Here is a 12,623-nt window from a genome sequence, read left to right as displayed (position 1 = left end):
CGGCGATGCCGACGATCTCGAGCGGCGCGCCGACACGCGCGGCCATGTCGTCCGCGTGCTCGGTGAGCAGGCGCGCGACGGCTCCGCCCACGACGCCCGCCCCGAGCAGGGCGACGCGCAACGGCTGGGTGTCACTCACGGCGCTGTCCACGGCGGCAATCCTGCCGCCTGTCCGGGTGCTGGACGGTCATTGTTTCGCGATCCGGACATCCGTGGCGCAGGATCTCCAGAGGCATCAGACGTCGAGGGCGAGCAGGTCGTCGACGGTCTCGCGCCGGACGATGACTCGCCCGACCCCGTCCCGGACCGCGACGACCGGTGGCCGCGGCGTGTGGTTGTACTGGCTCGACAGGGAACGGCAGTAGGCGCCCGTGCCCGGGACGGCGACGAGGTCGCCCGCACCGACGTCGCCGGGGAGGAACTCGTCCTTGACCACGATGTCGCCGCTCTCGCAGTGCTTGCCCACGACACGGGCGAGCACCGGGTCCGCGGCAGACGCCCGGCTCGCGAGCGTGCACGAGTAGTTGGCGTCGTACAGGGCGGTGCGGACGTTGTCGCTCATGCCGCCGTCGACGGAGACGTAGAGGCGCGAGGCGCCGCCGTCGAGCTCGACCGGCTTGACGGTGCCCACCTCGTAGAGGGTGAACGTGCTGGGACCCGCGATGGCCCGGCCGGGCTCGATGGAGATGCGGGGCACGGCCACCGCGTCGGCGCGGCACTCGCGCTCGATGATCTCGGCCATGCCTGCGGCGAGGTTCTTCGGCGGCATCGGGTCGTGCTCGGTGGTGTAGGCGATGCCGAAGCCGCCCCCGAGGTCGAGCTCGGGGAGCTCGACGCCCAGCTCACGGGCGATCTGCGTGTGGAGGCCGACGATGCGCCGGGCCGCGACCTCGAAGCCGGCGGTGTCGAAGATCTGCGACCCGATGTGGCTGTGCAGGCCGAGCAGGCGCAGCGTCTCGGGCTTGGCGAGGATCCGGCGCGCGGCCTCGAAGGCGTGCCCGCCGGACAGCGACAGCCCGAACTTCTGGTCCTCGTGGGCCGTCGCGATGAACTCGTGCGTGTGGGCCTCGACGCCCACGGTGACGCGGACGAGGACCGGCGCGACGACGCCGAGCTCGGCGGCGACCGAGGCGACGCGCTCGATCTCGTCGAAGGAGTCGACGACGATCCGGCTCACGCCGTAGTCGAGGGCGTCGCGGATCTCGGCGACGCTCTTGTTGTTGCCGTGCAGGCCGATCCGGTCGCCGGGGACGCCGGCGCGCTTGGCCACGGCGAGCTCGCCGCCGGTGCACACGTCGAGGTGCAGGCCCTCGTCGTGGACCCACCGGGCGACCTCGGTGCAGAGGAAGGCCTTCCCCGCATAGAAGACGTCGGCGCCACCCGACAGGCTGTCGAACACCTCGGCATAGGTCTGCTTGAACTCCCTTGCGCGCGAACGGAAGTCGTCCTCATCGATGACGTATGCCGGTGTGCCGAACTCGCGCGCCAGCTCGGTGACGCTGACCCCACCGACCGTGAGGACGCCGTCGCTCCCCCGCCCCACGGACGACGCCCAGAGAGCGGGGACGAGGGTGTTGACGTCGACCGGCGTCCGGAGCCACGCGGGGCCGCGATAGCCCTCAGCGTGCAGCGCTCCTGCTTCGTGTGCGCGCATGGCTACATCCTCTCCGGGGCCGCCGCACCGAGACGCGACAGTCCATTGCGCAAGACGATTCGGACGGCATCGGCGAGCAGGAGCCGAGCACCGTGGATCGGCGCGGGGTGGGCCCCCGGCGCGAGCGGTCGCACCGGGTGGTCCCAGGCGTCGGCGAGCGCGGCGAGGTCGGTCACGGCGCGACGTTGCTGGGCCTCGTCGCCGACATGCCGCTCCAGTCGTTGAGGGAGATCGGCGAGGGCAACGAGGAGCTGCCGCTCGCCGACCTGGGTCAGCTCGGCGAGGCGCGCCGACGGGCGGCGATCCACCCCTGCGGCCTCGGCGTTGCGGATGATCCGGCACAAGCGGGCGTGCGCGAGCTGGGCCCGATGGACGGGGTCGTGCGCGGGGCGGCTGCCGGGGGCCTCGACGATCTCGTGGTGCTGCGCCCCGTCGGCCAGGGCGTAATGGGCCTGGTCCTCGATCACGCGGGGGACGATCTCGGAGCGGGCCGAGTCCTCCAGGGTGAGGGCGATGAGGCCGCTCGGCGCGACCTCGACGGCCGCGACCGGCTTCTGGAGCGTCAGCCCCTGGGCCAGGACGCGGGCGAGGTCGCGGGGCCCGAGGTCCAGCCGGGGAGCCCAGCGCTGCGCCACCGGTGTCACCCAGTCGGCGACCACGCCGGCGGCCCGGGTCTCGGCGGGTCGGAAGACCGGCCCCGCGGGGGGGCCCGCCTCCGCCTCGTCGGGCAGGTCGCCGGTGCGGGCCGCCTGCGCCGCAACCTCCTCGAGAAGGGCGCGCAGCTGGTCCGGCGTCATGCGGTGAGTCTACGAGGGGACCGGGGGCATTCCGCGTTCGCGGTCCGGTCCTGCTAATCTCACCGAGCRCACGAAAGTGCGAGCCGCCCCCGTAGCTCAGGGGATAGAGCACCGCCCTCCGGAGGCGGGAGCGCAGGTTCGAATCCTGCCGGGGGCACTGTGACGCCGAGGGGCGGTCCGCCAGCGTGAGAGCGCCGGCCGACCGCCCCTCGGCGTCTCCCCCCGGTCACCACCCTCCCCTCGTGCCACGATGAGGTCGTGCTGATCTCCAAGCCCGTCGCCGAGGCCATCCGCGCCGGCACGGTCACGCAGGCCTTTCGCCGCTGGGACGCCCCGCGGGTCAAGGTCGGCGGCCTGCAGCTGACCCCTGCCGGCCTCGTCCGGTTCGACGGCGTCAGTCGGGTCCGGGACCCCGACCGCCTCACGGAACGGGACGCGAGAACGGCCGGCCTCAAGGACCTCGCCACGCTCCAGAAGTTCCTGACGCCGAGGGAGCGCAAGCCCTCGGCCCGCGGCGGCCGGGGCGGGGACACGGTCTATCGCATCCGGCTCAGCTGGGCCGGTGAGGACCCGCGGATCGCCTTGCGCGACAGCCTGCCCGACGACGAGAGCATGAGCGACATCACCACCCGGCTCGGGCGGCTGGATGCCCGACCCACAGGGCCGTGGACGCGCGAGATCCTCGAGTGGATAAGGGACAACCCTCGGGTCGTGTCGAAAGAGCTCGCGTCCCTGCGCGGCGTCGAGCTGCTCCCGATGAAGGTCGACATCCGCAAGCTCAAGGCCCTGGGCCTGACCATCAGCCACGACATCGGCTACGAGCTCTCGCCACGCGGCACGGCATACCTCGACTGGCTCGCGCGCGAGGACGGCTGACGAGCGGGACCTGACCCTCGGGGGACGCCCGGTCAGCGCTGGGTCGTGTCGGTGACCTCGCCGACGAGCTCCTCGAGGACGTCCTCGAGGAAGACGACGCCCGTCACGGCCGCATCACCGTCGATGACGCGGGCGAGGTGCGCGCCCGTCAGCTGCATGGTCGCGAGCACGTCCTCGACGTCGTCGTCCTCGCGCACGGTGGCGAGCCGACGCACGCGCTTGGGCGGGATGGGCTGCTCGTGCCGCTCGTCGTCGGCGTAGAGGATGTCCTTGAGGTGGAGGTAGCCGGCGATCTCGCCCGCGGCGTCGCGGACCGGGTAGCGCGAGAAGCCCTGCTTCGCGACGAGGTGCTCGATGTCGGCGGGAGTCGCCCCGAGCTCGACCGTCGTCAGTGACCGCACGTCGACCGCGACCTCGCGAGCCCGCTTGTCGGAGAACTCGAGCGTCTTGGCGACCAGGCCGTGCCGCTCCTCCTCGATGAGCCCCTCGCGTCTCGACTCGCCGACGATGTGGGCCACCTCCTCGACCGTGAACGCCGAGGTGATCTCGTCCTTGGGCTCGACCCGGAAGAGGCGCACGAGGGCCTTCGCGACCCCCTCCATCGCCCGGATGATCGGGCGCAGGGCGCTGGCGATGACGAAGAGCGACGGCACGAGCACGAGGGCCGCACGGTCGGGTCCGGCGATGGCGAGGTTCTTGGGGATCATCTCGCCGACGACGACGTGCAGGTAGGACACGACGAGCAGGGCCAGGGCGAGGGCCACGCCGCTCGCCCACGCGTCGGACAGCCCCCACTGGTTGAAGATCGGCTCGAACAGGTGGTGCAGGGCGGCCTCGGCGAGCGCGCCGAGTCCGACCGAGCACACCGTGATGCCGAGCTGCGCGGTCGCGAGCATCGACCCGAGGCGCTCGAGCGCGAGCAGGCACGACTGCGCACGCTTGCTCCCGGCGTCGGCGAGCGGCTCCAGCGTCGAGCGCCGCACCGCCATGGCCGCGAACTCCGCGCCGACGAAGAAGGCGTTGCCGAGGAGGAGGAACACCGAGACGACGTAGACCCAGGGGCCGCTCACGACGGGTCCCCCGATCCCCCGGCGGACGGCGTACGCCCGCGGGGTCTCGCGGGCTCGCTCTCGGCGGGGTCGGTGTCGCTGGCGCCGCTGTGCCCGCTGCCGTCCTGCGGCACGGACTCGGGGTCCGGCACGAAGCGGAGACGGTCGACCCGGCGACCCTCCATGCCGACGACGTTGATGCGCCAGCCGGGCACCCGCACGACGTCGCCGACGACCGGCACCCGACCGAGGCTCGTCATGACGAAGCCGCCCATCGTCTCGTAGGTCGACCCGTCCGGAACCTCCGCGTCGAAGGCGTCGCGCACCTCGTCGGGGCGCCAGAGCCCGGGAACCGTCCACGAGCCGTCGATGAGCTCGCGGCCTCCCTGACGGCTGCGGTCGTGCTCGTCGGAGACCTCGCCGACGATCTCCTCGACGACGTCCTCGAGGGTGACGATGCCCGACGTGCCGCCGTACTCGTCCACGACGACGGCCATCTGGAAGCCCCCCTCACGCAGCTGGCGCAGCAGCGGGTCGAGGCGGATCGTCTCGGGCACGACGAGGCGGTCGGACATGAGCGCGGAGACCGGCACGTCCTTGCGCCGCTCGTGCGGCACGGCCATCGCCTTCTTGACGTGGACGACACCGTCGATGTCGTCCCAGTCCTCGCCGAGCACCGGGAATCGCGAGTGGCCGGTGCGCCGTGACAGTCGCAGCACGTCGTCGGCGGTCTCGTCGCGGTGGATGCCCGTGCAGCGCACGCGCGGCGTCATGACGTCGTCGGCCGTGCGCTCACCGAAGCCGAGCGAGCGGGTCAGCATGCGTGCGGTCGTGATGTCGAGGGTGCCCGCCTCGGCCGAGCGCTGGACGAGGCTCGCGAGCTCCTGCGGCGTGCGCGCCCCCGACAGCTCCTCCTGCGGCTCGATGCCCAGCCCGCGCAGGAAGGCGTTGGCCGAGCCGTTGAGCACGATGATGAGCGGCTTGGCGATCACGGCGAAGACTCGGACGGGCAGCGCCACGACCTTCGCCGTCGGGAGCGGCGCGGAGATGCCGAGGAACTGCGGGAGCAGCTCACCGAAGATCATCGAGAAGACCGTCGCGAGCAGCAGCGCCAGAGAGCTCGACACCGCCTCGACCGCTCCGGCGGGTAGCCCGAGCCCGGCCAGCGGACCCGACACGAGCGCCCCGATGGACGGCTGCGCGAGGTAGCCGACGACGAGGGTCGTGATCGTGATGCCGACCTGGGCCGCCGAGAGCTGGGTCGAGAGCTGCTTGAGCGACTGGAGCACGACCCGGGCGCGGGAGTCGCCCTCGTCGATGGCCCGCTGGACCGTGGGTCGGTCGAGGGCCACTAGGGAGAACTCGGCTGCGACGAAGAGCGCGGTGCCGGCGGTGAGCAGCACGGCGCCGAGGACGAGGAGCCACTCGGTCACCGGAGAACCGCCCGTCCAGCCGGGACCTGGTCGCGAAGGGAGGTCATGGTGCGCCCCACTATATGGAGCGCGGACGAGGGCCGGCGGCCCGGACCGCTCGGGCCCGCCTACGCAGGGACGAGGTATGCGGTGTGGTTGAGTTGGGCCCATCACGGCGGGGGCCCGCGGCGCTCGCGCAGACCGACGACGGAGGGAGCAGGCTGGTGCACGGACGACCGGAGTTCACCGGGCGCATCGCGGTGCGCGGTCTGACCAAGCGGTTCGGTTCCTTCACCGCCGTCGACCACCTCGACTTCGAGGTCGAGCCTGGACGGATCACCGGGTTCCTCGGCCCCAACGGCAGCGGCAAGACGACGACCCTGCGCATGCTGCTCGGTCTCGTGCGTGCCACGGACGGCACGGCGACCATCGACGGCCACCGCTACGCCGAGATCCCCAACCCGCTCACCGTCGTCGGGTCCGCCCTCGAGGCGACGAACTTCCACCCGGGACGCACCGGACGCAACCACCTGCGCGTCCAGGCCGCTGTGGCCGGGGTGCCGGACTCGCGCGTCGACGAGCTGCTCGACCTCGTCGGCATCCCCGCGGCCGCACGCCAGCGGGCGGGCGGCTACTCGATGGGCATGCGCCAGCGGCTGGGCCTCGCCGGCGCCCTCCTCGGCGACCCTCGCGTCATCATCCTCGACGAGCCGGCCAACGGCCTCGACCCGGAGGGCATCCGCTGGCTGCGCGGCTTCCTGCGCCACCTCGCCGACGAGGGCCGGACGCTGCTCATCTCCAGCCACATGCTGTCCGAGGTCGAGCAGACGGTTGACGACGTCGTCATCATCGCCAACGGTCGACGGGTCGCCCAGGGCACCGTCGCAGAGCTGCGCGGCGAGCCCACGGCCTACGTCCGCACGTCGGACCCGGACCGGCTCTCGCAGGCCCTGCGTGCCCGCGGGCTCACCGTGACCCCGAGCGGGCGGGGCCTGCGGGTCACGACCGAGGACCTCGCCGTCGTCGGTGACGTGGCCCACGCCAGCGACGTCGCGATCCACGAGCTGCGCACCGAGCAGACGCACCTCGAGGAGCTCTTCTTCAACCTCACCGAGAGCGAGGAGCACCGCAACCGCAACCTCGACGCCCGCCCGTCGGGCCGCGTCCCTGCGGACCTGCCGCCGCCGAGCGGGCCGCCCATCGACCCCGCCCTGCTCGCCGAGCCCACCCCGCCGGCCGGCGCTCCCGAGCGCGAAGGAGACCTCCGATGACCGCGGCGGTGCGAGCCGAGCTCCGCAAGCTCTTCACCACGCGCCTCTGGTGGGGCATGGCCATCGCCGTGCTGCTCAGCGGTGCGGCGTTCGCCGTCCTCTTCGCGTTCGTCTTCACGAGCGACGTAGTGCAGGGGCCGCAGGCCGCGGCCGCGCCGCGCACCGACGCGGCCATCGCCAAGGCGGTCTTCACCGGTGGCCTGCAGGTCGGCTACCTGCTGACGCTGTCCATCGGCGTGCTCACGATCGGCTCGGAGTACCGGCACCAGACGATCACGGCGACCTTCCTCGCGATCCCGCGGCGGGGTCGCGTCATGGCCGCCAAGGTCATCTCGCTCCTCGCCATCGGCGTGCTCTACGGCCTGCTCTCCCTCGCCGGCGCCGTCGGCGCGGGCACCCTCGTGCTGACCTCGAAGGGCATCGCGCCGTTCGCCGACACCACGATCTGGCGCACGCTCGCCCTCTCGCTGCTCGTCCTCGGGCTCTGGGCGCTCATCGGCCTCGGGGCCGGCATCCTCATTCCCAACCAGGTGGCGGCACTGCTCATCTCGGTCGCGGTGGCGTGGATCGTCGAACCGGTGCTCGGCCTCGTCCTCGCCCTGACCGACTGGGGCAAGAGCGTCTCGCCCTACCTGCCGAGCCGTGCCACGAGCGCCATGCTCGAGTCCTCCAGCGGTGGCCTCAACGGACAGCCGGTCGACCAGCTGTCCTGGTGGGCCGGCGCCCTCGTGCTCATGGGGTATGCCGCCGTGATGGCCGGTCTCGGGACGTGGCGGACGATGCGCTCCGACATCACCTGACCCGGGGCCGGGCGACGTGACCAATGCCTCGTCGAGCCGCGCGTTTCGACATCCGTGCCGCCGTCCGGTATCGCGACGCTCGGGGCTAGGCTTGACCCCTGTATAGGCAACGACGCACCCGAGCCAAACGAAAGAGGCGCATTCGCCGTGTCCGATCAGTCCACGTCCGGTGACCCGATTGCAGCATTCGGGCCGAACGAATGGCTCGTCGACGAGCTCTACCAGCAGTTCCTGACCGACAAGACGTCGGTCGACAAGGCGTGGTGGGGGTTCTTCCAGGACTACCGGCCGGGCGAGGCCGACGCGAGCGCGGCGCCGAGCCGCACGGCGACCGCGACGGCGACGCGGGCGGGGAACACCGGCGCCCCTGGCGGCACCGACGCGGGGAACGGCACGCCCAACGGTTCGTCTGCGGCCACTCGCACCAGCGCCACCGCGGCGAAGGCACCCGAGGCCAAGGCCGCCCCCGCCGTGAAAGCCGCCGAGGCGAAGACCGCCTCCGCGCCCAAGGCACCCGAGTCGAAGGCCGAACCCAAGGCCGAACCCAAGGGCGAGGCCACGGCCGAGACCCCGAAGCCGCGCGACATCCCCGCCGTCAAGGGCACCGGCCCGGTCAGCGAGGACATCGTGACCCCCCTGCGCGGAGCGCCCTCACGGGTCGTGGCCAACATGGAGGTCTCGCTCACCGTGCCGACGGCGACGAGCGTGCGCGCCGTCCCGGCCAAGCTGCTCATCGACAACCGCGTCGTCATCAACAACCACCTGGCCCGCTCGCGTGGCGGCAAGGTCAGCTTCACCCACCTCATCGGCTACGCCATGGTCAAGGCCCTGGCCCTCATGCCGGAGATGAACAACGGCTTCACCGAGAAGGACGGCAAGCCCGCCCTCGTCCGGCCGGCCCACGTCAACTTCGGCCTCGCCATCGACCTTCAGAAGGACGACGGCAGCCGCACCCTCGTCGTGCCCTCGATCAAGTCGGCCGAGGAGATGGACTTCGTCCACTTCTGGACCGCCTACGAGGACATCGTGCGCAAGGCCCGCGCCAACAAGCTCACCGTCGAGGACTTCCAGGGCACGACGATCTCGCTGACCAACCCCGGCGGCATCGGCACGGTCCACTCGGTCCCCCGCCTCATGAAGGGCCAGGGCGCCATCATCGGCGTCGGTGCCCTCGACTACCCCGCCGAATGGCAGGGCGCGAGCAACGAGACGCTCAACAAGAACGCCGTGAGCAAGATCCTCACGCTCACCTCGACCTACGACCACCGGATCATCCAGGGCGCCCAGAGCGGTGACTTCCTGCGGATCATCCACCAGCTGCTCCTCGGCGACAACCGCTTCTACGACGAGATCTTCGAGTCGCTGCGCATCCCGTACGAGCCGGTCCGCTGGATCCAGGACATCGACTCCTCGCACGACGACGACATCAACAAGGTGGCCCGCGTCCAGGAGCTCATCCACGCCTACCGCGTCCGCGGCCACCTCATGGCCGACACGGACCCGCTGGAGTACAAGCAGCGCCGCCACCACGACCTCGACGTGACGACCCACGGCCTGACCCTGTGGGACCTCGACCGGACCTTCGCCACGGGCGGCTTCGGCGGCTACCCGTTCCTCAAGCTGCGCAAGATCCTCGGCATCCTGCGCGACTCGTACTGCCGCACCGTCGGCATCGAGTACATGCACATCCAGGACCCCGAGCAGCGCAAGTGGATCCAGAACAAGGTCGAGCGGCCCTACGAGAAGGCCAACCGCGACGAGCAGATGCGGATCATGCGCCGCCTCAACGCCGCCGAGGCCTTCGAGACGTTCCTCCAGACCAAGTTCGTCGGGCAGAAGCGCTTCTCGCTCGAGGGCGGCGAGTCCGTCATCGCGCTCCTCGACCGCATCCTGTGCCGCGCCGCGAGCGAGAACCTCGACGAGGTCTGCATCGGCATGCCGCACCGTGGCCGCCTCAACGTCCTGGCCAACATCGCCGGCAAGTCCTACGGCCAGATCTTCCGTGAGTTCGAGGGCACCCAGGACCCCAAGTCGGTTCAGGGCTCCGGCGACGTGAAGTACCACCTCGGCACCGAGGGCGAGTTCGTCTCCGAGGACGGCAGCAAGACGAAGGTCTACCTCGCCGCCAACCCCTCCCACCTCGAGGCCGTCAACCCCGTGCTCGAGGGCATCGTCCGCGCCAAGCAGGACCGGCTCAACCTCGCCGGCGAGTCGTTCACCGTGCTGCCCGTGCTCATGCACGGCGACGCCGCCTTCGCGGGTCAGGGAGTCGTGGCCGAGACGCTCAACCTCTCCCAGCTTCGCGGCTACCGCACGGGCGGCACCATCCACGTCGTCATCAACAACCAGGTCGGCTTCACGACGYCCCCGAGCAGCTCGCGCTCCTCGGTGTACTCGACCGACGTCGCGCGGATGATCCAGGCGCCGATCTTCCACGTCAACGGCGACGACCCCGAGGCCTGCGTGCGCGTGGCCGAGCTGGCCTACGAGTTCCGCCAGGAGTTCAACAAGGACGTCGTCATCGACATGGTGTGCTACCGCCGCCGGGGTCACAACGAGGGCGACGACCCGTCGATGACGCAGCCGCTGATGTACAACCTCATCGAGGCCAAGCGCTCCGTCCGCAAGCTCTACACCGAGTCGCTCATAGGCCGCGGCGACATCAGCGTCGAGGACGCCGAAGCAGCGCTGCGGGACTACCAGCAGCAGCTCGAGCGGGTCTTCGTCGAGACGCGCGAGGCCAAGAAGGCGCAGGCCGCCGCCTCGGCCCCGGCCGGTGACCGTGACTCGGACGCCCCGGACAACGCCGGTCTCGAGCGCCCGACCGCGCAGGTCCAGGACGATGTCGCGCCGGTGCGTTCGGCCACCGAGACGGGAGTCCCGGCCAGCGAGATCGTGCACATCGGTGACACCTTCGTGAGCCCGCCTGAGGGCTTCACGATCCACCCGAAGCTCAAGCAGCTCATGGACAAGCGCGCCCAGATGGTCCACGAGGGCGGCATCGACTGGCCGATGGCCGAGCTGCTCGCCTTCGGCACGCTGCTCAAGGAGGGCACCCCGATCCGGCTCGCCGGTCAGGACAGCCGCCGCGGCACGTTCGTCCAGCGCCACGCGGTGCTCATCGACAAGGACAACGCCGAGGAGTGGACGCCGCTGCTCTACCTCGGCGAGGGCCAGGCCCGCTTCTGGGTCTATGACTCGCTCCTGTCGGAGTACGCCGCGATGGGCTTCGAGTACGGCTACTCCGTCGAGCGCCCTGACGCGCTCGTGCTGTGGGAGGCCCAGTTCGGCGACTTCGGCAACGGCGCCCAGACGATCGTCGACGAGTTCATCTCCAGCTCCGAGCAGAAGTGGGGCCAGCGCAGCTCGGTCGTGCTGCTCCTGCCGCACGGCTACGAGGGGCAGGGGCCCGACCACAGCTCGGCGCGCATCGAGCGCTACCTGCAGCTGTGCGCGGAGAACAACATGACGGTCGCCTACCCGTCGACCGCGGCGAGCTACTTCCACCTGCTGCGCCGCCAGGCCTACGCCCGTCCGCGCACGCCGCTCGTCGTCTTCACCCCGAAGTCGATGCTGCGCAGCAAGGCGGCGGCCAGCCCGGTCGAGGCCTTCACGCAGGGCGGCTTCCAGCCGGTCCTCGCCGACCACGAGGGCGTCACGAAGGACGTCACGCGGGTGCTCTTCGCGAGCGGGAAGATCGTGCACGAGCTCGACGCCGAGCGGGAGAAGCGCGGCGACACCTCGACGGCCGTCATCCGCGTCGAGCAGCTCTACCCGATCCCCGAGCGGGAGATCGTCGACGCGGCCGCGAAGTACCCCGGCGCCGAGCTGGTCTGGGTCCAGGACGAGCCCCGCAACCAGGGCGCGTGGCCGCTCATGGCCCAGTGGCTCCACGAGGACCTCTGTGACCTCGGCGAGACCCGACCGTGGCGCGTCGTGGCCCGCAAGGCGGCGGCATCGCCTGCCACGGGCTCCTCGAAGAAGCACGCCGTCGAGCAGGCCGAGCTGATGGAGCGCGCCTTCGGCCGCTGAGCCCGCGAGACCACAGCGAGGGACCCCGCCACGTCGGCGGGGTCCTTCGCTCCGTTTGGCGGGTGTCGGCATACGCCCCCGAGGGTCTCCGTGCGCAGATCGGGCCGACGTCCTCGGCCCGCCTGCGCAAGCCCCGAGCCTGCACGCGATAACCTCCCAAGGTGTACTTCACCGACAGGGGCATCGAGGAGCTGGCGACCCGGCGCGGCGAGGAGCAGGTCACCATCGAGTGGCTCGCCGAGCAGCTGCGCACGTTCGTCGACCTCAACCCCGAGTTCGAGGTGCCGGTCGAGCGACTCGCGACGTGGCTCGCCCGACTGGACGACGACGAGGACTGAGCACGTGAGCGACCGCAGCGACCGAGGCGACACCGCCGAGCCGGACACCGACGCGCCGAGGGAGCCCTACGGCGTGGGTCCGGCCTACCCGTCGTCCCACACCCGGTTCACCACCGACAACGCTGCACGGTATGCCGGCGCGCCGGCTCCCGAGCCCGCGACGCCCGGTGCGCCTGCCGCTCCCCCGCAGGCCCCGGCGTCCGCGTCCGCGACGGACGACCCCTACTACACGCCCAGTGCCGAGTTCACGGTCGCCGAGGGCGTCCGCGACGTCGGGATGGTCTTCATCGGCGCCTCGTTGACGGCCGGCTACGGCGACCCCAAGGGCCTGGGCTGGGTGGGGCGTGTGGTCGCCCGCACGCAGCACCCCGACCTCGACCTCACGGCCTACAAC

Annotated in this window: 9 protein-coding genes, 1 tRNA gene and 2 pseudogenes; 7 read left to right on the top strand and 5 right to left on the bottom strand. The window is 71.3% G+C overall.

The window, feature by feature from the left end; translation table 11 throughout:
- From AC1DP0_RS09320 to AC1DP0_RS09310, 3 genes and pseudogenes are all read right to left on the bottom strand, one after another.
- Window positions 1–151, bottom strand: a pseudogene (locus AC1DP0_RS09320) (homoserine dehydrogenase); the annotation flags it as partial.
- An 84-nt stretch (window positions 152–235) separates the two neighbouring features.
- Window positions 236–1,654 carry a diaminopimelate decarboxylase gene (lysA, locus tag AC1DP0_RS09315; protein WP_478083940.1) on the bottom strand — a complete coding sequence of 473 codons (1,419 nt, stop codon included), beginning with the start codon at window positions 1,652–1,654 and terminating at the stop codon, window positions 236–238.
- 2 nt (window positions 1,655–1,656) lie between these two features.
- Window positions 1,657–2,451: a DALR anticodon-binding domain-containing protein gene (locus AC1DP0_RS09310; protein WP_478083938.1), complete on the bottom strand. Its 795-nt coding sequence runs from the start codon at window positions 2,449–2,451 to the stop codon at window positions 1,657–1,659.
- An 85-nt stretch (window positions 2,452–2,536) separates the two neighbouring features.
- Between AC1DP0_RS09310 and AC1DP0_RS09305 the strand changes: the two genes are divergently transcribed.
- Window positions 2,537–2,608, top strand: a tRNA-Arg gene (locus AC1DP0_RS09305).
- 101 nt (window positions 2,609–2,709) lie between these two features.
- The gene (locus AC1DP0_RS09300; protein WP_478083936.1) at window positions 2,710–3,327 is read left to right on the top strand and encodes an ASCH domain-containing protein; all 618 of its coding nucleotides are present in this window, start codon (window positions 2,710–2,712) and stop codon (window positions 3,325–3,327) included.
- Window positions 3,328–3,359: 32 nt separating this feature from the next.
- Here the strand turns inward: AC1DP0_RS09300 and AC1DP0_RS09295 are convergent, their stop codons facing one another.
- On the bottom strand, window positions 3,360–4,397 hold the full coding sequence (locus AC1DP0_RS09295; RefSeq protein WP_478083934.1) for a hemolysin family protein: 1,038 nt from the start codon (window positions 4,395–4,397) through the stop codon (window positions 3,360–3,362).
- Window positions 4,394–5,809: a hemolysin family protein gene (locus AC1DP0_RS09290; protein ID WP_478083933.1), complete on the bottom strand. Its 1,416-nt coding sequence runs from the start codon at window positions 5,807–5,809 to the stop codon at window positions 4,394–4,396. The genes AC1DP0_RS09295 and AC1DP0_RS09290 overlap by 4 nt, the downstream gene beginning before the upstream one ends.
- A gap of 203 nt (window positions 5,810–6,012) precedes the next feature.
- Between AC1DP0_RS09290 and AC1DP0_RS09285 the strand changes: the two genes are divergently transcribed.
- From AC1DP0_RS09285 to AC1DP0_RS09265, 5 genes and pseudogenes are all read left to right on the top strand, one after another.
- On the top strand, window positions 6,013–7,059 hold the full coding sequence (locus AC1DP0_RS09285; protein ID WP_478083931.1) for an ABC transporter ATP-binding protein: 1,047 nt from the start codon (window positions 6,013–6,015) through the stop codon (window positions 7,057–7,059).
- Window positions 7,056–7,859, top strand: coding sequence for an ABC transporter permease (locus AC1DP0_RS09280; RefSeq protein WP_478083929.1), 804 nt, complete (start codon window positions 7,056–7,058; stop codon window positions 7,857–7,859). Before AC1DP0_RS09285 ends, AC1DP0_RS09280 begins: the two co-directional genes overlap by 4 nt.
- 147 nt (window positions 7,860–8,006) lie before the next feature.
- Window positions 8,007–11,891, top strand: coding sequence for a multifunctional oxoglutarate decarboxylase/oxoglutarate dehydrogenase thiamine pyrophosphate-binding subunit/dihydrolipoyllysine-residue succinyltransferase subunit (locus AC1DP0_RS09275; RefSeq protein WP_478083928.1), 3,885 nt, complete (start codon window positions 8,007–8,009; stop codon window positions 11,889–11,891).
- A gap of 161 nt (window positions 11,892–12,052) precedes the next feature.
- A complete protein-coding gene (locus AC1DP0_RS09270) occupies window positions 12,053–12,229 on the top strand; it encodes a DUF6104 family protein (protein WP_442280136.1) in 177 nt (58 codons plus the stop codon).
- Between the two features lie 4 nt (window positions 12,230–12,233).
- Window positions 12,234–12,623, top strand: a pseudogene (locus AC1DP0_RS09265) (GDSL-type esterase/lipase family protein); the annotation flags it as partial.

Source organism: Terrabacter sp. P5_B1 (assembly GCF_056400505.1).
Note: the sequence above shows the minus strand (reverse complement) of the source record. Positions and strands in the feature narration are given on the sequence as shown.

Bases quoted from the DNA above. Each gene is read 5' to 3' on its own strand.
- AC1DP0_RS09310 (WP_478083938.1), bottom strand. From the start codon at position 2,451: ATGACGCCGGACCAGCTGCGCGCCCTTCTCGAGGAGGTTGCGGCGCAG.
- AC1DP0_RS09280 (WP_478083929.1), top strand. From the start codon at position 7,056: ATGACCGCGGCGGTGCGAGCCGAGCTCCGCAAGCTCTTCACCACGCGC.
- lysA (WP_478083940.1), bottom strand. From the start codon at position 1,654: ATGCGCGCACACGAAGCAGGAGCGCTGCACGCTGAGGGCTATCGCGGC.